Below are 21563 nucleotides of genomic sequence, written 5' to 3' on the forward strand. Positions count from 1 at the left end.
CACTCTTGACAGCCCGTGATCTAGGCCACCGCAAAATCTCCACCAACCCGGAATAGGCTCGTACGCCACAAATGCCCGGTATCCGGAGCCTCGTCGGCCCCGGATACCGGGCAGTGAGTCAAGCGCGCCCCAAGAGGGACTGCGGCGTCAGAGCGAGACGCCGTGCGAGCGCAGGTAGGCGACCGGGTCCATGTCCGAGCCGTAGCCCGGGCCGGTGCGGACCTCGAAGTGCAGGTGCGGTCCGGTGGAGTTTCCGGTCGAGCCGACGAGGCCGATCTGCGTGCCGCCGGAGACGGACTGACCGGTGGAGACGGAGAGCTGCGACATGTGGGCGTACTGCGAGTAGCGGCCGTCCTCGTGCCGGATGACGACCTCGTTGCCGTACGAGCCGCTCCAGCCCGCGGAGACGACGGTGCCCGCACCGATGGCCTTGACCGGCGAGCCGGCGGGGGCCGCGAAGTCGGTGCCGGTGTGGTAGCCGCTGGACCACATGGCGCCGGCGGTCCGGTACTGCGTGGAGACACCGGCGGTGACCGGGGCGGTGAAGCCGGAGGCGGCCTGCTGCGCGGGGGCCTCGGCCTTGGCGGCGGCCGGCTCGGCCTTCGCCTTGGAGGCAGGGGCGGCGGAGTCGCCGGAGGAGGACTTCGCCGAGCCGGCGGCGTCGGCGTACGACTGCACGATGGCACCGACCTTGAGCGTCACGCCCGGGCGGATCACGCGCGGGTCGTCGCCGACGGCCTTCTTGTTCGCGGCGTAGAGCGGCTTCCAGCCGCCGTCGATGTCCTGGTCGGCGGCTATGGAGGCCAGCGAGTCACCGACGGCGACGGTGTACGTCTTGTCGGCGGACGCGGCCTGCGCGGCCGGCGCGCTCGCGGGCAGGGCCTCGGCGACGGCGGCCGGGGCGGCCTGCGGGGTGGCGGCCTGCGCGCCCGTCGCGCCGAACAGCGGCAGGGCGAGCGCGGCACCGCCGGTGCCGGCGACGGCGAACGTACGGGTCAGACGGGCGGACTTGGGACGACGGTGCTTACCCTTCGCGGGCATGGCGCATTCCTTCTCCGTCGCCTGCGAGGTGAGCTGTCGGGTTCGGGCTGGAGATGCCCGGCCGCATGAAGGCGACTTCACCCCAAGCCGCTCCGGCGGGACCGGAGACGGCGTCGTGCCATCGGGTCCCCCGCTCCTGCCGTACACGGGTGCGTGGCTGAATTCCGGCGGCGGCAGGATTGGGCGTCCACCGGATGTCGGCGACCGTAGGCGAGCACCCACCGGGAAACAAACACCCCAATTCCCTTGGACCGCACCGAAGCTGATCCATTCCGGGAATTGCCGTGACACTCCGTGAATGAAGGATCTTTAGGGTCCGCATACGCCGCGGAATTCGGCACGGAAGATCGCCACACACGGTCACGAATATGATCCCGCTCACGCCCCGCGCGCCATCAGCCCTCATTTCAGGGCCAGTTACACCTTAGGTTCAGAAACGGGCATTAGGGGCGGACGCGATGGAACCGGTAGACACCGGCATCGAAGTCTCCCTTCAGACCGGTGGGCAGTCCGTGATGCAGAAGTACGGCCCCACGATGCACCTCGCCGTCCCGGCCGCCGCCCGCTCCGCCCGCACCGATGAGCTCGTACGAGGCGTCCGCGGCGATCCCGCGCAGGCGAACGGGCGGGACGGGCTCCCCGTTCCGCTGGGCCTGCAGCCACGCCAGGACCACGACCTCGTCCCCGCGTACGTACTGCACGGCGCTCAGCCCGCCGTCCGGTGGCAGCAGCCGGTACAGGTCCCCGAGCTGCACGGTGTCCCGTATGTCCTTGTAGAGGGAGACCCATGCTCGGGCCTCGGCCAGTTCCTCCGTGCTCCACTCGGCGAGGTCGCCGCCCACGCCGAGCACGCCCGCCATGGCGCTCACGAAGCGGAAGCGCAGCGAGCTCACGCGGTCGTTCAGCTGCACGTTCGGACTGTCGGTGACCCAGGCGGCCATGACCCGCGCGGGATGGATCTGGGTGAAGCCGTGCTGGATGGCGAGCCGGTCCAGGGGGTCGGTGTTGTCGGAGGTCCACACCTGGTCCGTACGGCTCAGGACGCCCAGGTCGATCCGGCCGCCACCGCCCGAGCAGGATTCGAAGGCGACGGACGGATGGGCCGCGCGCAGCCGGTCGAGCAGCCGGTAGAAGGCATGTACATGCTCGTTCCAGAGTTTCTGCGGATACGGCTCTCCCGGCCATCCTGCATCCGTGAAACAGCGGTTGAAGTCCCACTTCACGTAGTCGACGGGTGCCGAGGAAAGCAGGGTGTGCAGCTGTTCCCAGAGATACTCCTGGACGTCCTCGCGGGCCAGATTGAGCACCAGTTGATTACGGAATTCGGTCCGCGTGCGACCGGGATGGCACTGAACCCAGTCCGGATGCGCCCGGTACAGATCGCTGTCCGCATTCACCATTTCCGGTTCGACCCAGATGCCGAACTGCATTCCGAGCGTGTGCACTTCGTCGGCGAGCGGCTTGAGCCCGCCGGGGAATCGGTCGGGATTGGGCGTCCAGTCCCCCAGCCCGGCACGGTCGTTCACCCGCGCGCCGAACCACGCGTCGTCCACGACGAAGAGTTCGATGCCCATCGCGGCCGCGTGGCGGGCGAGTCCGAGCTGCTGTGGCGCCGAGATGTCGAAGTTCGTCGCCTCCCACGAGTTGAAGAGGACCGGGCGCACCTGCTCCGCGTCCGGGATGACGTGTTCCCGCTGGTACGCGTGCCAGGCGCGGCTCGCGCCGCCGAAGCCGCCGTCGCTCCACAGTCCGGCGAACACCGGCGTGCGCCAGGTGTCCCCTGGTGCGAGCAGGACCTGCCCGGAGTCGTCATGGCCCGTACCCCCCGTGATCTGCACCAGGCCGGTGGGCAGCTTCTGCACGGCGATCCGCCACGAGCCCGACCAGGCGAGCGCACAGCCGTAGACCTCACCGTGCTCCTCGCCGGCCCCTTCCGCGTCCAGGGCGACCCACGGCAGGGACTGATGCCCGGTGTGCCCGCGCCGGCTGCCGATCAGATGCTCCCCGTACGCGAGCGGCACCTGCTCGAGGCGGGACTCGGCAGCCCAGCGGCCGTGCACCTGGGTGAGCCGCCAGGCGTCGCGCGCGGGAAGCGTCCAGGCCGCAGAGTCGGCGCGCAGCACCTCGACGGCGGGGCCGTCTCCCTCGTGGACGAGTTCGGCGGACCGCTCCACGACATCGCCGCGCATGCCGTAGGACAGCGTGACGCGCAGCCGGTGCAGCTCGTCACGGAAGGCGAGTCCGAGCACTCCGTCGTCGTACGAGGCGGCGGCGAACTGCCATTCCGTGCCCCGCACTTCGGGCGTCCGCACCGACAGCGACGGCCGGACGAACCGTGGCCCGCCCTCCACCGGATACTCCTCGCGCCCGTCCAGCGGCGACTCGAATCCGCTGCCGCGGGGCCCGGGCCGTGCCGCGAGGGCCTCCGCGTCGGCGAGGGTGATGCGCGGTCCCCAGTGGAGATGGACGAGTTCATCGCGCTCGGTCAGCAGGAGGGCGTAGCTGCTGGTGGGCCCGGAGAGCAGCCACACTCGTCCGTTGCCGCCGATGTCGATCATCAAGCCCCCACCAATCATCAACACATTCCGACAGGTACGCGCAGGTGCGCACATCATCGGGGCTGCGTGACCTCCGCCGCAATGACGCCGCAACTGATTGCCTCAGGAAGCCATGTCGTATCGTCGATGGCGCGTGCACGTAGTGCGCAGCCGCCGGCGGTGAGCGCCGGCGACCACCGTGGGAGGAGCCCCCGTGACGCAGCACATCCCGTCGACAGAGCCCGAACTCGCCGGGGTGCGCAACTTCCGCGACGTGGGCGGTCTGCCGGCCGCGGACGGCCGCCGGGTGCGCCACGGAGTGCTGTTCCGCAGCGGTCATCTGGCCCACGCCACCGAGTCCGACGCCGAGTTCCTGGCCTCGCTCGGGCTGCACACGATCTTCGACTTCCGCAACGCCGCCGACCAGAAGCTCGAAGGCGCCGATGTCGAGCTCCCCGGCGTGCGCAATCTGAACCTGCCGCTGACCGACCCCGCCGACGGCGCCGAGTTCTGGCAGATGGTCCGCGACGGCCATGTCGACGAGCTGCGCAAGATCCTGGGCGACGGCAAGGCCGCGGCCCGGATGTCCTCCACGTACCGCACGATCGTCCGTGAGCGCACCGCCGACCACGCGCGGGTCATCGCCGAACTGGCCGAGGACAGCGTGCCGGCCCTGATGCACTGCGCCGCGGGCAAGGACCGCGCGGGCCTGTCGATAGCCGTGACGCTGCTGGCGATCGGGGTCGAGCGCGAGGCGATCATCACGGACTACCTGGAGTCCAACGCCAAGCACCGCCGCTACAAGGTGCGCCGCTCCAGCGACGCCCCCGAGGCCTGGTCGCCCGAGGTGATGGAGCTGCTCAGCCCGCTGTTCGACGCGCGCGCCGAGTACCTGGAGGCCGCCTTCGACGAGATGGTGCAGAACTGGGGCACCATCGACCGCTACCTGGAGGAGGGCCTGGGCGCCACGCCCGAGGTCCGCGAGAAGCTCCGCGCCAAGCTCCTGGACTGAACCGCGCGCGCTCGGGGCGCCGCCACGGCGTGGGACCTCACCGGTTCCGCGCCATGACGAGGGACCTCACTGGTTCCGCGCCCCGAGCTCGAACAGCAGGTACAGGAAGAACGCGAAGAAATGCCCGACGACCAGGTACACGAAGAGCCGGATCACCAGTCCGCGCGGGAACCGGTCCTCGATCTTCCGGCGTACCTGCCCGCTCTCCTGTGTCTCGTCGCTCATCGCGTGCCTCCGGTCGTCCGAGGGTGGGTGGTGGCGCCGCCGAGGCAGAGCGCGTCGACGGAGCTCTGCAACAGCGTGTGCACGAAGAGGAGTTCGGCCCCGCCGCGGTCGGCGGCCGCGATGCGGTGCGGGGTCGCCGAGTCGAATTGGGCGCTGTCGCCGGGCTCCAAGGTGTACGAGGTGTCGGCGAGGCGCAGGGCGAGCCGTCCGGAGAGGACGTACAGCCATTCCTCACCGGGGTGCACCCGCACGATGTCGCCCTGCGCGCCGTACGGGACGTCCACGCGCAGTGCCTGCATGCCGCGCCCGGGCGCACCTGCCTGCCGGTAGGTCCAGCCGCCGGCCGCACTCGGTTCGGAGGCGCCGGCCCGGATGACGGACTGGCGCTCGGCGGGGGTCTCGCCGAGCAGCTCGGAGACCGTCGTACCGTAGATGCGGGCGAGCGTGAGCAGCATCGGCAGCGACGGCTGACGGTGCCCGGTCTCCAGGCGGGACAGATGCGCGGGCGAGAGCCCCGCGGACGCGGCGGCCGCTTCGAGCGTGAGCGCGGCGCGGTGGCGCAGCGCCCGCAACTGGGGGGCGACACCGAGCAGCGCTTCGGGCGGCCGGGCCGCCGGGTCGGCAGGACTCATACCGCCGATTCAGCCAGGCTTTTACCTCCGCGGCAAATTTCTTGCCTCGGAGGCAAAAACTCAGCGGTTGGCGACGGCCTGCTTCACCAGGGTCTTGCCGAAGTCCCACATCAGCGCGCCCCCGCTGTGCGCATCGTCCATCACGGCGGTGAACGCCTCCACGAAGCGGTCGACCTCCCGCTCCCCCACGACCAGCGGCGGAATCAGTTTGATGACCTCCAGATGGTCGCCGGAGACCTGCGTGAGGATCCGGTGCTTCTGCAGCAGCGGCACCACGACCATCTGCGCGAACAGGCCCTTGCGCGCCACCTGCAGCGCGGCCCAGCGGCTGCGCAGCTTGAGCGAGTTGGGCCGCCCGAACTCGATGCCGATCATCAGCCCCCGGCCGCGTACGTCGTGCAGCAGCTCATAGCGGTCGACGAGCGCGGCGAGCCGTGACTTCAGGAGCTCGCCGGTCAGCCGCGCGTTGGCGACGGTCCCCTCGTCCTCCATGACGGTGAGGACCGCGAGCCCCGCCGCCATCGCCTGCGCGTTGGAGCCGAAGCTCGCCGAGTGCACGAGGACCCGGTCCATGGACGAGTAGACCTTCTTGAAGATCCAGTCCTTGCCGAGCGTGGCGCCGACCGGCACATAGCCGCCGGAGAGCGCCTTGGCCACGCAGACGAGGTCCGGTTCCACGCCCTCGTCGTGCTGGTACGCGTAGAAGTCGCCGGTCCGCCCGAGGCCCGTCTGCACCTCGTCGGCGATGAGCAGCGCCTTGTGCCGGTGCAGGAGCTCCTGCGCGGCCCGCAGATAGCCGGGCGGCGCCTCGTGGACGCCCTTGCCCTGGATCGGCTCGACGATCAGACCCGCGACGTCGCCCTTCTTCAACTCCCTTGCCAGTGCGTCGAGATCACCGAGTTCCACCGCGGTGTCGGGCAGCAGCGGAGCGAAGCCGTCGCGGAAGCCCGACTCGCCGTTGACCGAGAGCGACCCGGTGGTGAGGCCGTGGAACGCATGGGTGCAGTAGAGGACGCGCGGCTTGCCCGTGGCGTACCGGGCGAACTTCAGCGCCGTCTCCACCGCCTCCGTCCCGCTGTTGCCGAAGAACACCCGGTCCAGATGCGGCGACTGCGCGAGCAGCTTCTCGGCGAGCAGTCCGGGCAGCGGCTGGCAGTCGAAGCGGGTGAGGTCGGCGAGCGAGGCGTCGAGCACGTCGTGCAGCGCCTTGCGGACGACGGGGTGGTGGCGGCCGAGCCCCATCACTCCGAAGCCCGCGAGCATGTCCAGGTAGTCCTGACCCTCCTCGTCCCAGAAGTACGCGCCCTCGGCCCGCTCGTAGACCTTGTCGAAGCCGATGGTGTGCAGCATGCGCGGCAGCTGGTGGTTGAGGTGGCGGCTGTGCAGCTCATAGCGTTCGGCGCCGCGCTCGGCGAGGAGCCGGCCGAGGTCGAAGTCCTTGCCCGCCGTGCCCTTGACCCCGCCCTCGGTCCCGCTCCCGGCCTCGTCCGTCATGCTTCGCTTCCTTCTTTCCGCTTGCGGTCCCACGTCTCCCCGATCCGCCCCGCGATGTCGACGGCGGTCAGCCCCAGATCGGCGAGCACCTCGCCGCGCTTGGCGTGCGCGAGGAACTGGTCGGGGATGCCGAAGCTGCGTACGGGAAGGTCCGCCTCGGCGTCCTGGAGGGCCCGGGTGACGGCCGAACCCACGCCGGAGGCGCGGCTGTTGTCCTCGACGACGGCGACGAGGCGGTGCTCCTCGGCGAGTGAGGGCAGCGCGGGGTCGACCGGTTTGATCCAGCGCGGGTCGACGACCGTGCAGCCGATGCCGCGGCCTTCGAGCAGCTCGGCGGCCTTGAGGCAGACGGGCGCCATCACGCCGACCGCGACGAGCAGCACATCCTGCGCGGGCCCGCGGTGCAGCACGTCCATGCCGCCCACGCGGTCGACGGCCGGGATCTCCGGCCCGACCGACTCCTTGGGGAAGCGCACCAGGGTCGGCGCGTCGTCCACGTCGACCGCTTCCCTGAGCTGGGCGCGCAGCTGCTCGGCGTCGCGCGGTGCGGCGATCCTGAGGCCGGGGACGACCTGGAGGACGGACAGGTCCCACATGCCGTTGTGCGAGGCGCCGTCCACGCCGGTGACGCCCGCCCGGTCGAGGACGAAGGTGACCCCGCACTTGTGCAGCGCCACATCCATCAGGAGCTGGTCGAAGGCGCGGTTGAGGAAGGTCGCGTACACGGCCACCACGGGGTGCAGTCCGCCGGTGGCGAGCCCGGCCGCGGACACCGCCGCGTGCTGCTCGGCGATCCCGACGTCCCAGACGCGGTCCGGGAAACGCTCGGCGAACGGGCCGAGGCCCACCGGGTGCAGCATCGCGGCCGTGATCGCCACGACGTCGGGCCGCTCCTCGCCGATCGCCACGATCTCGTCCCCGAACACCGAGGTCCAGGAAGGGCCGTTGGAGGGCGCGAGCGGCTCGCAGGTCAGCGGGTCCATGACGCCGACGGTGTGGAAGTGGTCCTCCTCGTGCGCGAGCGCCGGCTCGTAGCCACGGCCCTTCTCCGTGAGGCAGTGCACGAGCACCGGTCCGTGGAAGCGTTTCGCACGGCTCAGCGCCGACTCGACGGCGGCGATGTCGTGCCCGTCGATCGGCCCCACGTACTTGAGCCCGAGGTCCTCGAACATGCCCTGCGGGGCGAACGCGTCCTTGAAGCCCTTCTTCGCGCCGTGCAGCGACTCGTACAGCGGCTGCCCGATGACGGGCGTGTGCTGGAGGACTTCCTTGCCCCAGGCCAGGACCCGCTCGTACCCGTCCGTCGTACGGAGCGTTGCGAGGTGGTTGGCCAGGCCGCCGATCGTCGGGGCGTACGAGCGCTCGTTGTCGTTGACGACGATGATCAGCGGGCGGTCCTTGGCGGCGGCGATGTTGTTCAGCGCCTCCCAGGCCATGCCGCCGGTGAGCGCCCCGTCGCCGATGACCGCGACGACATGCCCACCGTCGCCCCGTACCTCCGCGGCCTTGGCGAGGCCGTCCGCCCAGCCGAGTGCGGTGGAGGCATGGCTGTTCTCGACGATGTCGTGCTCGGACTCGTCACGCGAGGGATAGCCGGACAGGCCGCCCTTGCCGCGCAGCTTGGAGAAGTCCTGCCGGCCGGTGAGCAGCTTGTGGACGTAGCTCTGGTGGCCGGTGTCCCAGACGAGCCGGTCGACGGGCGAATCGAAGACCCGGTGCAGGGCGATGGAGAGCTCCACCACGCCCAGGTTGGGGCCCAGATGGCCGCCGGTGCGCGCCACCGCGTGGACCAGGAACTCCCTGATCTCCTCGGCCAGTTCGGCCAGTTCCTCCTCGGCCAGCGCCTTGACGTCGCGCGGCCCCCGAATGGTCTCCAGGATCGTCACGCCGGGCCCCCTCTCGGTTGGTTGTTCCACCGCGCCGCCCGCCGGGCCGCGCGGTTCACTGCACAGTGACGGCGGGTTCCCCGGACTCCACGCCGTCCTTCTCCATCTGCTCGGCGAGCTTCATGGCCTCGTCGATCAGCGTCTCGACGATCTTCGACTCGGGTACGGTCCTGATCACCTCGCCCTTGACGAAGATCTGGCCCTTGCCGTTGCCGGACGCGACCCCGAGATCCGCCTCACGCGCCTCGCCCGGGCCGTTGACGACACAGCCCATGACGGCGACGCGCAGTGGCACCTCCATGCCGTCGAGCCCTGCCGTCACCTCGTCGGCCAGCTTGTAGACGTCCACCTGGGCGCGGCCGCAGGACGGGCAGGAGACGATCTCCAGACGGCGCTCCCTGAGGCCGAGGGACTGGAGGATCTGCAGGCCCACCTTGACCTCCTCGGCAGGGGGTGCCGACAGCGAGACCCGGATGGTGTCACCGATGCCCTCGGACAGCAACGCACCGAACGCCACGGCCGACTTGACGGTGCCCTGGAAGGCCGGGCCCGCCTCCGTCACACCGAGGTGCAGCGGATAGTCGCAGGCGGCCGCGAGCTGCCGGTACGCCTGCACCATCACGACCGGATCGTTGTGCTTCACCGAGATCTTGATGTCCCGGAACCCGTGTTCCTCGAAGAGCGAGGCCTCCCACAGCGCCGACTCGGCCAGCGCCTCCGGGGTCGCCCTGCCGTACTTCTCCAGGAGCCTGCGGTCCAGCGAGCCCGCGTTGACCCCGATCCGGATCGGGGTCCCGGCCGCCGAGGCGGCCTGCGCGATCTCCTTGACCTTGTCGTCGAACTGCTTGATGTTCCCCGGGTTCACGCGGACCGCCGCACATCCGGCGTCGATCGCGGCGAACACGTACTTGGGCTGGAAGTGGATGTCCGCGATCACCGGGATCTGCGACTTGCGGGCGATGGTCGCGAGGGCGTCCGCGTCGTCCTGCGTGGGGCAGGCGACGCGGACGATCTCACAGCCGGACGCGGTCAGTTCGGCGATCTGCTGGAGCGTGGCGCCGATGTCCGAGGTCCGTGTGGTCGTCATCGACTGCACGGACACCGGGGCGTCCCCGCCGACCGCCACCGTCCCGACCCGGATCTGCCGCGAACGGCGCCGCTCGGCGAGTCTGACCGGCACCGCCGGCATCCCGAGCGCTACGGGTTCCATCACGTCACCCGCGGTTTCCCGAGACGGTCTCGCGCATGGCCCGCAGCGACTCCTTGAGCGAGCCCATCGTGGCGAGCACGGCCGTCGGCTCGTAGCCGCAGTGCGCCATGCAGTTGGCGCAGCGCGGGTCCTTGCCGCGTCCGTACGCGTCCCAGTCGGTGTCCTCGATCAGCTGCCGGTACGTGGGCACGTACCCGTCGCTCATCAGGTAGCAGGGCTTCTGCCAGCCGAACAGCGAGTAGTTGGGGATCGCCCAGGCCGTGCACGGGAAGTCGACCTTGCCCTCGAGGAAGTCGAGGAACAGCGGCGAGTGGTTGAGGCGCCAGCGCCGCCGGTTGCCGCCCGCGAAGGCCTTCTTGAACAGCTCCCGCGTCTGCTCCACGCCCAGGAAGTGCTCCTGGTCGGGCGCCTTCTCGTAGGCGTAGGCGGGAGACAGCATCATCTCGTCGACCTGCAGGTCGTCGTTGAGGTAGTTGAGCACCTCGATGATGGTCTGCGGGGTGTCCGTGTTGAAGAAGGTCGAGTTCGTGGTGACCCGGAAGCCGCGCTTCTTGGCCTCCTTGATGGCCGCCACCGCCTCGTCGAACACGCCTTCCTTGGCCACGGATTCATCGTGCCGCTCCCGCATTCCGTCGATGTGCACGGCGAACGCGAAATACGGCGACGGCTTGAACTTGTCCATCTTCTTGCGCAGCAGCATCGCGTTGGTGCAGAGGAAGACGTACTTCTTCCGCGCCACCAACTGCCGCACGATCTCGTCGATCTGCGGGTGCATGAGCGGCTCTCCACCGGCGATGGAGACCATCGGCGCACCGGATTCGAGCACCGCGCCCACGGCCTGCGCCACGGGCATCCGCTGCTTCAGGACACCCGCCGGGTGCTGGATCTTGCCGCAGCCCTCGCAGGCGAGATTGCACGCATAGAGCGGCTCGAGCTCCACGATCAGCGGGAACTTGTCCCGCTTGCGCAGCTTCTGCTCGGCGAGATACGTCGCGACCTTGATGGACTGTCGAAGGGGCATGGCCATCTGGCTCACCTCCGGGGGAGCAGCAAAGAACGGTGCCATTCGTAGAAAGCAGGAAGAACGGAACGCAGGACACGGAAAGCCGATATTCCACCGCGCACCGTGCTGATCCGTACGAGTTCATGTTCCGGTGCGTCCACGACCACCCGGACGGCCGCAACGGGACGCCGCCCCCCGGGATAGGCACTGTCGCGGGCGCTGTGCAGGGTCGCCGCGGACTCCATGTCGACCGCGATCGAGCCCTTGGCGAGCAGCTCGGCGCGTTCGTGTCCGCGCACGACATGGGCGGAGCCGGTGAGCGGACCGGTGTGCACGGTCCGTCCCGGTACCGCCTTGACCAGCTCCTCGACGAGCAGTGCGGTGCCTTCGCAAGGAGTGGTGCCACGGTCGTCGACGGTGTGCTCGGCGACGACGAGATCGCCCGGGTGCATGCCCGGGGCGAGACCGGCGCAGAAGCCGGTCGCGATCACGGCGGCCTGGTGCAGCGCACCGCCGGCGAGGGTACGGCCGACCGCGCGCTCGGCGGCCTTCGGCCCCATGCCCGTACGGAGCACGGTGACCGGTCCCGCGGCCCCGCTGCGGTCGCCGGTGCGCAGGGCGAATTTCTCGATGCCCAACGCGCAGGCGATGAGCAGCGGAGCCGCCGGTTCGTGCGTGGTGTTCATCAACCCCCCTCGTGCCCGGGACCGTTGACGTACCGGCCCAGAGCGGTCAGCGGGAACACCTGCCGGTACAGGTGGTAGTTGATGGAGAAGTCCCAGGGGAAGCCGGTGCCGGTGAAGTACGGCTCGTCCCAGCTGCCGTCCTCGCGCTGGGTCTCGGCCAGCCAGGCCACTCCGCGCTCGACTGCCTTGGACTCCCGTTCCCCCGCCGCGAGCAGCGCGAGCAGCGCCCAGGCGGTCTGGGACGCGGTGGACTCGCCGCGGGCGACCCAGGCCTCGTCCACGTACGAGCGCAGGTCCTCGCCCCAGCCGCCGTCGTCGTTCTGCACCGACTCCAGCCAGCTCACGGACCGGCGGATCGCCGGGTGCGCCTCGGGGAGGCCCGCGGCCACCAGGGCCGGGACCACGGATCCCGTGCCGTACAGGTAGTTGACGCCCCAGCGCCCGAACCAGGCCCCGTTCGCCTCCTGTTCGGCGAGCAGCCAGGTGATGCCGCGCCGGGTGCGCGGATCGTGCGCCTTGCCCTCGCCCGCGAGGAACTCGACGACGTGGGCGGTGACATCGGCCGACGGCGGGTCGATGACCTCGCCGAAGTCGCAGAACGGCAGCCGGTTGGGGAACGGGCTGGTGTTGTCCACGTCGAACGCGGCCCACCCGCCGTTCTTCGACTGCATCCCGTACGTCCACGTGGTGGCCCGCTTGACGGCGTCGTCCACGCGGGCGGGGTCCGGGTGCCGGACGCGGCGCAGCGCGAGGGCGACCTCGGCGGTGTCGTCGATGTCCGGGTAGTTGTCGTTGTGGAACTCGAAGGCCCAGCCGCCGGGCGCGAGTCCCGGCCTGCGCACCGACCAGTCACCGGGCCGGGCGATCTCCTCGGCGAGCATCCAGTCGACGGCCTTCACCAGCTGCGGATGGTCGGCGGGAAGCCCCGCGTCCGCGAGCGCGATGGTGGCCAGGCAGGTGTCCCAGACAGGCGACTGGCAGGCCTCGATCATCCGCGCCCCGTCCTCGCGCCACACCGCGAACCGGTCGAGGGAGGCGAGCCCTTCGCGCAGGACGGGGTGGTCGAGGTCGTAGCCGAGCAGATGCAGGGCGATCACGGAGTAGACGGCGGGCGGCTGGATCCCGCCCCAGCAGCCGTCGTTCTCCTGCCGCTCGACGATCCACCGCCCGGCCGACCGCATCGCCATCCGCCGCAAGCCCGGCACGGCCACCTTGTGGTACGTGTGCAGGACCTTGTCGAGCCGCTGGAACACCCCGTCCCAACTGGCCGCCGGGGCCAGGGGCTTGTACGGGTTCGGCTCGCGCGCGTCGGTGTGCAGCTCGTCCAGCGGGAAGGGCGCGGGCCGTACCGGCCGCTTCGCGGAGACGATCGTGAGCGGCACGATGGTCTGGCGGGCCCAGCAGCCGAAGTCGTAGATGTTGAGCGGGAACCACTTCGGGAAGTAGATGAGCTCCGGCGGCAGTTCGGGCAGGTCGTCCCACTTCCACCAGCCGAACAGGGCCAGCCAGATCCGTGTGAACACCCGGGCGGAGGCGATACCGCCCTGCGCGCGGATCCACGCGGAGGCCTTCGCCATGTGCGCGGCCTCGGGGTCGTCCCCCGCGAGCCGCAGGGCGACATAGGCCTCGATCGTGGTGGACAGCTCGCCGGGCCCGCCGTAGAACGTCGCCCAGGTGCCGTCCGCGCGCTGTTCGCCCCGGATGAAGAGCGCCGACGCCTGCGTCGTCTCCTCGTCCCTGATCCCCAGGAACTGGCGCAGCAGCAGATCCTCGGCGTCCATCGTCACATTGGTCTCGAGGTCGCCCTTCCACCACCCCTCGGCGTCCTGGTGGGCGAGCAGATACTCGATCGCACGCCGGCTCGCCTGCTGCGCCCCGTCGAGCGCCGCAGGTGTGCGGGCGGTTTCGCCGGCCACGGCAGTGCGGGGCGGGATCGCCCCCGCGCTGCCGTCGGTCGTCGCTGTCATGGCTTCCCCTTACGTGCAGGCTGGCTACTTCTGCTGTGCTGGGGTCCGCCGTCGGCCGGTGCCGTGACTTCAGTGCACCGGCCGGCGACTGCGAGTCATATGAGGCTGCGAGGTTCTGCGCTGCGTCCTTCGATGGTGATCATCTCTTCCGTACGACGACGAAGTCGGCGAGAGCGGCCAGTTGGGCCCTGACCCGCTCCGGCATTCCGACGCTTTCGATGGCCTGCAGCGCGATCGTGTGCTGCCTGCGGGCCTCCTGTGCGGTCCACTCCCGGCCGCCCGCCTGCTCGATGAGCGCGGCGCGGTGGGCGAACTCGGCCTCCGAGAAGTTCTCGAAGTCGTTCGCCTTGGCGTCGGCGGCGAGCAGCCGGCCGAGCTCCTCGGAGGCGGGCCCGCCCGCGGCGAGCGCGGCCACCACCGGCAGGGACTTCTTGCGCTGGCGCAGATCGCTCCAGGTCTGCTTACCGGTGGACTCTGGGTCGCCCCAGATGCCGAGCAGGTCGTCGACCGCCTGGAACGCGAGGCCGAGGTGGTAGCCGTACTTCTCGAGCGTGTCCGCGGTCCTGTCGTCCGCGCCGCCGAGCACCGCGCCGATGGAGACGGCGCAGGCGAGCAGCGCGCCCGTCTTGTTGCCCTCCATCTCCAGGCACTCCTCGACGGTGACCCGCTCGCGGTGCTCGTACGCGATGTCCTGGGCCTGGCCGTCGATCAGCGCACGCGAGGCGGTGGTGAGCCGGCGGGTGGCGCGGCCCGCCTCGACGGTGTCGAGTTCGAGGAGCACCTCGTTGGCGAGGGCGAAGAGCGCGTCGCCGACGAGGATCGCCTGCGCCGGCCCGTGCACCTTCCACACCGTGTCGCGGTGGCGGCGCTGCTCGTCGCCGTCCATCAGGTCGTCGTGCAGGAGCGAGAAGTTGTGCACCAGCTCGACGGCGACCGCACCGGGGATGCCGACCTCGGGCGCCGCGCCCGCGGCCTCGGCGGAGAGCAGCGCGAGCGCGGGCCGCACGGCCTTGCCGCCGTCGCCGTCCGAGGGGCGGCCTTCGGCGTCGATCCAGCCGAAGTGGTACGCGGCGACCGTGTCCATCGGCGGCGCGAGCCGGTCGACGGCGGCGCGCAGCACCGGCGTGGCCAGGGTCCGGCCCCGCTCCAGGAGCGCCGTCACATCGACGGCGTCCCCCTGCCCGGGCTCGGCTGCCGTTGCGGCCGAAGGCTCAGTCGGCACTGTCTCTCCTCTGGTTCCTGGGGTGGTGCTGGTGGTTCCCGTACTGCCGTCGGCGCTGGTCATGCCTTGGGTACCGGTGGTCGCGGCGGGTCCGGCCGTGGTGCTCATGCCGCCTCCTCGAACAGATGGCCGTGCGGACGGCCGAGGGCGCCGAGCGCGGCACGTGCGGCCGCCGCGCCGCTGCGGACGGCGCTCTCCATGGTCGCGGGCCACCCGGTGGCGGTCCACGCGCCCGCCAGGTACAGGCCGTCCGCCCGGGTGCGCGGGCCCGGCCTGAGCCGGCCCACGCCGGGGGCGGGGGCGAAGGTCGCGGTGCGTTCGCGGGTGACGAAGAAGTCGCGGACCCCGGCGCCGCGGGCGGCGGGCAGCAGCCGCTCCAGCTCGGGCAGATACCGCTCGCGCAGCTGCGCGACGGGCGTCTCGATCTCGTCCTGCGCGACGGACTGCGACACGGCGAGGTACTGCCCGCCCCCGGTCAGACCCGAGGACTCGGTCCGGTCGAACACCCACTGCACGGGGGTGCCGAGCGCGGCGAAGAACGGCTGCTTGAGGACCTTGCGGTCGTAGATCACATGCAGGTTGAGGATCGGCGCGGTGCCGATGTCGAGCAGCTGGTCCTTCGCGTCGAGCGCGCCGTCGGGCAGCAGCTCATGCGCTTCGCGCTGCGGTACGGCGAGGACGACGGTGTCGGCGTCGAGCTCCTCACCCGCGATCCGTACGCGCCAACCGCCGTTGTCCGTGCGGGAGATGTCCTCGGCCTTGGCGCGCAACTCGGTGCGCACGCCCGCCTTGTCGAGCGCCTGGCGCGCGAGCCGGTCGTGCAGCTCGCCGAGCGGGACGCGGGCCCAGCCGATGTCGGCGGCGCCCGGCTCGGAGAGCAGCCCGGTCTTGAACACCATGGCGGCCAGACCGAGCGAGGAGTCGCCCGCGACCGCGTTCAGGGTGGCGACGCCGACCAGGTCCCACAGCGCCTCGATGGCGCGCGCGGGCTGCCCGTGCCGGGCGAGCCAGCTGCCGAAGTCCTCGTCGTCGAGCGCCGGGTCGGCGAGGTCGAGGCCCTTCAGCGCGAGCGCCGCGCGGCCGACCTTGGCGCGCTCGGCGAGCGAGAGATGCGGATACGTGGCGAGGCTGCGGGCCAGATGCAGCGGTACGGGAAGGCCGGCGCGCCGCAGGCGGCCGAGCCGCGGACTCTCGGTGGCGACGTCGAGCACGGGGACGTCGAGCCGCTCCTGGAGCGGGGCGAGCGCGGCTCCGTCGACCCGGTCGAGGAACCAGCGGTACGCCGTGCAGCAGCGCAGATAGACGTGCTGGCCGTTGTCGACGGTGAGGTCGCCGCGCCGGAACGAGAACGCGAGCCCGCCGAGCCGCGGGCGGCCTTCGAGGAGGGTGACGTCGAGGCCCGCGTCGGCGAGGCCGAGGGCCGCGGTGATCCCGGCGAGCCCGCCGCCGACGACCACCGCGGACCGGCGCGCCCCGGCGCCGTCCGCCTGCACTTCCCGCGCGGTCATACGCCCTCCCCCACGGCGCCGCTCCGGCCGGTCTTCTGGTGGGTCATCTCAGTCAGGGACGCCGATCGCCGGTGGAGGGTTGCTTGCCGCTTGGGGGGATTTGCCCGGGCATCGCAGGGGATGCGGGCATCGGCCGGGAGAGTGAGGCACACCCCGTACAAAGGGCGAGGGGTCCTCATGGTCACGCCCTCCCGGCTGAGGTGTGCCGGGCGATGCTGCGGGCGTCGAAGCCGGACAGGCCGCGGACCGCCACATACGCCTTCTCGCGGCCCGGCAGCGAGACCCGGCCGCGCAGGACGGCCTCGGGGTCGCGTTCGATGCGGTCGAGCAGGCGACGGTAGATCCCGGCCATCGCGGCGACGCAGGCGCCGCTGCGGCGGTCGAGCATCGGCAGCAGCCGGTAGCCCTCGGCGAACAGGGTGCGGGCGCGGCGCACCTCGAAGTGGACGAGCCCCGCGAAGTCCGATCCCGCGGGCGGTTCGGCGGAGGCGAAGCCGGCGGAGCAGCCGAACTTGGCGAGGTCGTCGGCGGGCAGATAGGTGCGGCCGCCCTCGGCGTCCTCGCGGACGTCCCGGAGGATGTTGGTGAGCTGCAGGGCCAGGCCCAGCGTATCGGCGTACTCCGCGGCGCGTTCCGCGTTCCGCGCGCCGGGCGCGGTGCCGAACACGCCGAGCGAGAGCCGCCCGATGGCACCGGCGACACACCGGCAGTAGACCTTCAGGTCGTCCCAGGTCTCGTAGGTCTCGCCGCGTACGTCCATCAGGACGCCGTCGATCAGCTCGTCGAGCCCGTCCAGCGGGATCGGGAACGCGCGCGAGGCGTGCGCGAGCGCGACGCCGACCGGGTCGGTGTCGTCCACGTCGATCCGGCCGTCGCGGATCCGGCCGAGCAGCGCCCGGGTCTCCTGCAGCCGGGCCTGCTTGACCTCGGGCGCGAGCGCCCCGTCACCGATGTCGTCGACACGGCGCGAGAACGCGTACAGCGCGGACATCGCGCGGCGCTTGGGCGTGGGCAGCAGCCGGATCCCGTAAGCGAAATTCCGCGCCTGCTGACCGGTGACGGCCTCGCAGTAGCTGTACGCGGCGAGCACCGGGGCGCCTGCGGCGTCAATCCCCTCCACGGCCTCGCTCACCCCTCTCCACGGTCGGGTCGCAGGACGGCGCCCACCTCGCGCAGCAGTTGCGGCTTGGTGGGCCTGGGCGGTCCGGGAAGCACGTCGTACTCGACGGCGGCGATGGCGCGCAACGCCGCCCGCCCTCCGGCGACGAAACCGGCGAGCAGCAGCCTGAGCCTGCCGTGGACGCTACCCACGAGGGGGGCGCCTTCATTCAGCAGACCGCGGGCGCGCTCCGCCTCGTAGGCGATGAGCGAGCGCACCGCGGCGCCCGCGTGCGGCCGGGCGAGGTCGGACTCCTCGACCGAGCAGCGCTTCATGTCCTCGGCCGGCAGATAGATCCGGTCGCGCCCCAGGTCCTCGGCGACGTCCTGGAGGTGCTCGACGATCTGCAGCGCGGTGCACACCGCGTCCGAGCGCCGGACGCGCTCGGGGGTCTCGGTGCCGGTGACGGCGAGGACGAGGCGGCCGACAGGGTTGGCGGACAGCTCGCAGTACGCGAGGAGGTCCTCGTAGGTCTCGTAGCGGCTGACGAGCTGGTCCTGGCGGTTCGCGGCGATCAGGCCGAGGAAGGGCTCGGGGGTCAGCGCGCGGCGTCGCACGGTGGGCTGCAGGCGCTGGAGCAGCGGGTGGCCGGGGCGGCCGTCGAACACCTTGCGCAGGTCCGTCTCGAAGGCGTCCAGCATGGCGAGCCGGTCGTCGCTCTGCGCGGGGTCGAGGCCGAGGGCCAGGGCGTCGGCGCCGCCGGGGGCCAGGTCGCCGTCACCGATGTCGTCGACGAGGCGCGCGAAGCCGTAGACCGCCATCAGGTCCTCGCGCCAGGCCTTGGGCAGAAAAAACGGGGCCACCGGGAAGTTCTCGTCGGCGGCCTTGTCCAGCGTCGCCCGCTCCTGGACGCCAGGGGTGTGCGTCATCGGCCGCCGCCCGCCCGGGCCTGCGGCGAAGGGACGGCAAAACACTGTCGGAGCTGGGAGTTTTCCATAGCCATGGCCGTCACTCTCCCGTTCTACACTGCCGACGCAATTCGCTCTATTTCGGACACGCCGCCCGACCGATCCAGCTTACGTTGTACAGCGCCGGGCGGAATGCCGGGGTGTTCTGCACATCACAACAACGCACCGTTTCATGTCAACCTTCCCTGCACGGAGAGGAGTTGACCAGATATTGACCCTTGCGGCGGGGCGCACGGGCACACAGAAGCCGGGACGCAGCACAGCCCCGCCGGGTTGCGACGGGGCTGCTGCACGTTCGAACGGCCTGTACTCCGGGTGTCCCGGGTGCTCCGGGTGAGCGAAGCGCTACTTACCGGTGAACTTCTCGTACTCCTTGAGTACCTCGTCCGTGGGCCCGTCCATCCGCAGCTCACCGCGTTCGAGCCACAGGACCCGGTCGCAGGTGTCACGGATGGACTTGTTGTTGTGGCTCACGAGGAAGACCGTGCCGGCCGACTTGCGCAGCTCGCGGATGCGGGCCTCGGAGCGCTTCTGGAACTTGCGGTCACCGGTGGCCAGGGCCTCGTCGATCATGAGGACGTCGTGGTCCTTGGCCGCCGCGATGGAGAAGCGCAGGCGGGCCGCCATACCGGAGGAGTAGGTGCGCATCGGCAGGGTGATGAAGTCGCCCTTCTCGTTGATGCCCGAGAAGTCGACGATCTCCTGGTAGCGCTCCCGGATCTGCTCGCGGGACATACCCATCGCGAGCCCGCCGAGTATGACGTTGCGCTCTCCGGTGAGGTCGTTCATCAGCGCCGCGTTCACACCGAGCAGCGAGGGCTGCCCGTCGGTGTAGACCTTGCCGCTCTCGGCGGGCAGCAGGCCCGCGATGGCGCGAAGGAGCGTGGACTTGCCGGAGCCGTTGGAGCCGATCAGGCCGACGGCTTCGCCCCGGTACGCGGTGAAGCTGACGCCGCGCACGGCGTGCACCTTGCGCACCCCGCGCTCCTCGCCGCGCTTGACGATGCGGCTGAGCGCGGCGGTGGCGCTGCCCTTGCCGCCCTTGGCGCCGTTCACGCGGTAGACGATGTGCAGCTCGTCCGCGATGACGGTGGGGATCCTGGACTGGTTCATGGGGGTCTCAGCCACGGCCGTACTTCTCCTCTGCCTTCCAGAAGTAGACGAAGCCGATGATGCCGATCACGACGGCCCAGCCGACCGCGAGGGCCCAGACATGCGGCGGCATGGGGTTGTGCTGCGTGATCCCGTCGATCAGCGCGTAGCGCATCAGGTCCATGTAGACCGCCGCCGGGTTCGCCTGCAGGACGTCGGCCATCCAGGCCGGTGCGTGCGCCTTGGCGAGCATCGGGGCCAGCGGGAACATCACGCCGGACGCGTACATCCACGTGCGCAGCACGAACGGCATCAGCTGCGCGAGGTCGGGCGTCTTGCTGCCGAGCCGCGCCATGATCATCGAGAGGCCGACGTTGAACACGAACTGCAGCGCCAGCGCCGGCACGATGAGCAGCCAGGACAGGTCGGGGTAGTGACCGAAGGCGATCAGGATCGCCACCAGGACGATCATCGAGAACATCAGCTGTTGGAGCTGCTGCAGCGAGAAGGAGATCGGCAGCGAGGCGCGCGGGAAGTGCAGTGCGCGCACCAGGCCGAGGTTCCCGGAGATCGACCGCACGCCCGCCATGACCGAACTCTGCGTGAACGTGAAGACGAAGACGCCGGTGACGAGGAACGGCACGTACATGTCGTTGCCCATACCGCCCCGGCCGCCGAGCAGCAGACCGAAGATGAAGAAGTAGACGGCCGCGTTGAGCAGCGGTGTGGCCACCTGCCACACCTGGCCGAGCTTCGCCTGGCTGTACTGGGCCGTCAGCTTCGCCTGCGAGAAGGCGACGATGAAGTGCCGCCTGTTCCAGAGCTGCCTGACGTACTCGAAGAGCCCGGGCCTGGCGCCGCTCTGGCTGAGGCCGTACTTCGCGGCAAGGTCGGCCCGCGAGAGCCGGTCGTCTGGGGACTGCTGCCCCAAGGACGCTGTCACCGTGACACCGCCGTCATGCGTCGTCTCACTCACAAGTGGAAACTTTCGTCTTCTTGATTGCGCCGGGGGTTATGCGCGCATGGCGAGCACCGGGACCGACCGGGTCCGGGGTGTTTCCCCGGAAAGTACGGCCGGCCCGAATGGTCTCAGACACGAGCTTGTCAGATGACAGGAGGTCGGCCCAGTCGGGTCAGCCGCCACACGGTCCGCCACCGCATCGGGCGCCGCGGGCCGCAGGGGGTGCGCCAGCCCTCCTTGAAGCCGCCGAACCACGCGCGGAGCGCGGGCCGCGAGGGGCGGCGCAGCAGCGTGAGCAGCATCCAGACGCCGAGGTACACGGGCACCAGGAGCGCCGGGAGGTTGCGCCGGGCGAGCCAGACGCGGTTGCGGGCGACCATCCGGTGGTAGACCGCGTGCCGCGAGGGGGCGGTCGTCGGGTGGTTGAGCACCATGTCCGCGCGGTAGTCGATCAGCCAGCCGGCGTCGAGGGCCCGCCAGGCCAGGTCGGTCTCCTCGTGCGCGTAGAAGAACTCGTCCGGGAGGCCGCCGACCTCGGCGAAGACCTTCGTGCGCACCGCGTTGGCGCCGCCGAGGAACGTGGTGACGCGCGAGCTGCGCATCGGGTCCGCGGCCCGCAGGCGCGGGACGTGCCGGCGCTGGGTCTCACCGGTGTCGGGGTCCGCGATCCGGAAGCTGATGATGCCGAGCTCCCGGTCGGCGGCGAAGGCCTCGCGGCAGAGCTCGGCCGTGTCGTGCCGGGCGAGCAGACCGTCGTCGTCGAGGAACAGCAGGATGTCGACGTCCTTGCCGCCCGGCCCGAAGGCCTCGATGCCGACGTTGCGGCCGCCGGGGATGCCGAGGTTCTCGGGCAGCTCGACGGTCCGTACGCCCGCGGGGACGTCGGGCACCGGCGAGCCGTTGCCGACGACGACGACCTCGATCCGGTCGCCGTCCTGCTTGGCGACCGAGTCGAGCAGCGCGCGCAGCTCCTCGGGCCGGTTGCCCATCGTGATGATGACGGCGCCGACCTTCAACTGA

At 70.8% G+C, this 21563-nt stretch carries 18 protein-coding genes and 1 riboswitch; of the genes, 1 reads left to right on the forward strand and 17 read right to left on the reverse strand.

Features of this window, described 5'->3' with window-relative positions; all coding sequences use genetic code 11:
* Positions 1 to 147: 147 nt before the first annotated feature.
* Both ACIBI4_RS03020 and ACIBI4_RS03025 read right to left on the reverse strand, forming a co-directional pair.
* Entirely contained in the window at positions 148 to 1041 is an 894-nt protein-coding gene (locus ACIBI4_RS03020; protein WP_399201762.1) for a peptidoglycan DD-metalloendopeptidase family protein, read from the reverse strand.
* 3 nt (positions 1042 to 1044) lie between these two features.
* A riboswitch (cyclic di-AMP (ydaO/yuaA leader) is annotated at positions 1045 to 1221 on the reverse strand.
* Between the two features lie 263 nt (positions 1222 to 1484).
* Positions 1485 to 3599 (reverse strand): alpha-galactosidase, encoded by a 2115-nt coding sequence (locus ACIBI4_RS03025; RefSeq protein WP_399201763.1) that lies wholly within the window; start codon positions 3597 to 3599, stop codon positions 1485 to 1487.
* Positions 3600 to 3792: 193 nt separating this feature from the next.
* On the opposite strand from ACIBI4_RS03025, the gene ACIBI4_RS03030 reads away from it, so the two are divergent.
* A complete protein-coding gene (locus ACIBI4_RS03030) occupies positions 3793 to 4590 on the forward strand; it encodes a tyrosine-protein phosphatase (protein ID WP_399201764.1) in 798 nt (265 codons plus the stop codon).
* A gap of 66 nt (positions 4591 to 4656) precedes the next feature.
* Here ACIBI4_RS03030 and ACIBI4_RS03035 read toward each other — a convergent pair whose 3' ends face one another.
* The 15 genes from ACIBI4_RS03035 to ACIBI4_RS03105 form a co-directional block, all read right to left on the reverse strand.
* Positions 4657 to 4815, reverse strand: a complete 159-nt coding sequence (locus ACIBI4_RS03035) for a DUF6126 family protein (protein ID WP_399201765.1) — start codon at positions 4813 to 4815, stop codon at positions 4657 to 4659.
* On the reverse strand, positions 4812 to 5447 hold the full coding sequence (locus tag ACIBI4_RS03040) for a helix-turn-helix domain-containing protein (RefSeq protein WP_399201766.1): 636 nt from the start codon (positions 5445 to 5447) through the stop codon (positions 4812 to 4814). The genes ACIBI4_RS03035 and ACIBI4_RS03040 overlap by 4 nt, the downstream gene beginning before the upstream one ends.
* Positions 5448 to 5507: 60 nt before the next feature.
* On the reverse strand, positions 5508 to 6941 hold the full coding sequence (locus ACIBI4_RS03045; RefSeq protein WP_399201767.1) for an aspartate aminotransferase family protein: 1434 nt from the start codon (positions 6939 to 6941) through the stop codon (positions 5508 to 5510).
* Complete coding sequence (dxs, locus tag ACIBI4_RS03050; protein WP_399201768.1) at positions 6938 to 8827, reverse strand: 1-deoxy-D-xylulose-5-phosphate synthase; 1890 nt, start codon at positions 8825 to 8827, stop codon at positions 6938 to 6940. Before dxs ends, ACIBI4_RS03045 begins: the two co-directional genes overlap by 4 nt.
* A gap of 55 nt (positions 8828 to 8882) precedes the next feature.
* Positions 8883 to 10037 carry a flavodoxin-dependent (E)-4-hydroxy-3-methylbut-2-enyl-diphosphate synthase gene (gene ispG / locus ACIBI4_RS03055; RefSeq protein ID WP_399201769.1) on the reverse strand — a complete coding sequence of 385 codons (1155 nt, stop codon included), beginning with the start codon at positions 10035 to 10037 and terminating at the stop codon, positions 8883 to 8885.
* A gap of 4 nt (positions 10038 to 10041) precedes the next feature.
* Positions 10042 to 11064 (reverse strand): adenosyl-hopene transferase HpnH, encoded by a 1023-nt coding sequence (gene hpnH, locus ACIBI4_RS03060; protein WP_399201770.1) that lies wholly within the window; start codon positions 11062 to 11064, stop codon positions 10042 to 10044.
* A gap of 5 nt (positions 11065 to 11069) precedes the next feature.
* The gene (locus ACIBI4_RS03065) at positions 11070 to 11726 is read right to left on the reverse strand and encodes a 1-hydroxy-2-methyl-2-butenyl 4-diphosphate reductase (protein ID WP_399201771.1); all 657 of its coding nucleotides are present in this window, start codon (positions 11724 to 11726) and stop codon (positions 11070 to 11072) included.
* Positions 11726 to 13693: a squalene--hopene cyclase gene (shc, locus tag ACIBI4_RS03070; RefSeq protein WP_399201772.1), complete on the reverse strand. Its 1968-nt coding sequence runs from the start codon at positions 13691 to 13693 to the stop codon at positions 11726 to 11728. The genes ACIBI4_RS03065 and shc overlap by 1 nt, the downstream gene beginning before the upstream one ends.
* A gap of 139 nt (positions 13694 to 13832) precedes the next feature.
* Complete coding sequence (locus ACIBI4_RS03075; RefSeq protein ID WP_399202018.1) at positions 13833 to 14978, reverse strand: polyprenyl synthetase family protein; 1146 nt, start codon at positions 14976 to 14978, stop codon at positions 13833 to 13835.
* A gap of 41 nt (positions 14979 to 15019) precedes the next feature.
* The gene (gene hpnE, locus ACIBI4_RS03080) at positions 15020 to 16423 is read right to left on the reverse strand and encodes a hydroxysqualene dehydroxylase HpnE (protein WP_399201773.1); all 1404 of its coding nucleotides are present in this window, start codon (positions 16421 to 16423) and stop codon (positions 15020 to 15022) included.
* A 181-nt stretch (positions 16424 to 16604) separates the two neighbouring features.
* Positions 16605 to 17555 carry a presqualene diphosphate synthase HpnD gene (hpnD, locus tag ACIBI4_RS03085; RefSeq protein ID WP_399201775.1) on the reverse strand — a complete coding sequence of 317 codons (951 nt, stop codon included), beginning with the start codon at positions 17553 to 17555 and terminating at the stop codon, positions 16605 to 16607.
* Complete coding sequence (gene hpnC / locus ACIBI4_RS03090; RefSeq protein WP_399201776.1) at positions 17552 to 18451, reverse strand: squalene synthase HpnC; 900 nt, start codon at positions 18449 to 18451, stop codon at positions 17552 to 17554. The genes hpnD and hpnC overlap by 4 nt, the downstream gene beginning before the upstream one ends.
* A 384-nt stretch (positions 18452 to 18835) precedes the next feature.
* Positions 18836 to 19603, reverse strand: coding sequence for an ABC transporter ATP-binding protein (locus tag ACIBI4_RS03095; RefSeq protein WP_399202019.1), 768 nt, complete (start codon positions 19601 to 19603; stop codon positions 18836 to 18838).
* Positions 19604 to 19610: 7 nt separating this feature from the next.
* Positions 19611 to 20558, reverse strand: a complete 948-nt coding sequence (locus ACIBI4_RS03100; protein WP_399201777.1) for an ABC transporter permease — start codon at positions 20556 to 20558, stop codon at positions 19611 to 19613.
* A 128-nt stretch (positions 20559 to 20686) separates the two neighbouring features.
* Positions 20687 to 21559, reverse strand: a complete 873-nt coding sequence (locus ACIBI4_RS03105) for a glycosyltransferase family 2 protein (protein WP_399202020.1) — start codon at positions 21557 to 21559, stop codon at positions 20687 to 20689.
* Positions 21560 to 21563 lie beyond the last annotated feature (4 nt).

The sequence above is a fragment of the Streptomyces sp. NPDC050418 genome, assembly GCF_044458745.1.
Classification (GTDB): domain Bacteria; phylum Actinomycetota; class Actinomycetes; order Streptomycetales; family Streptomycetaceae; genus Streptomyces.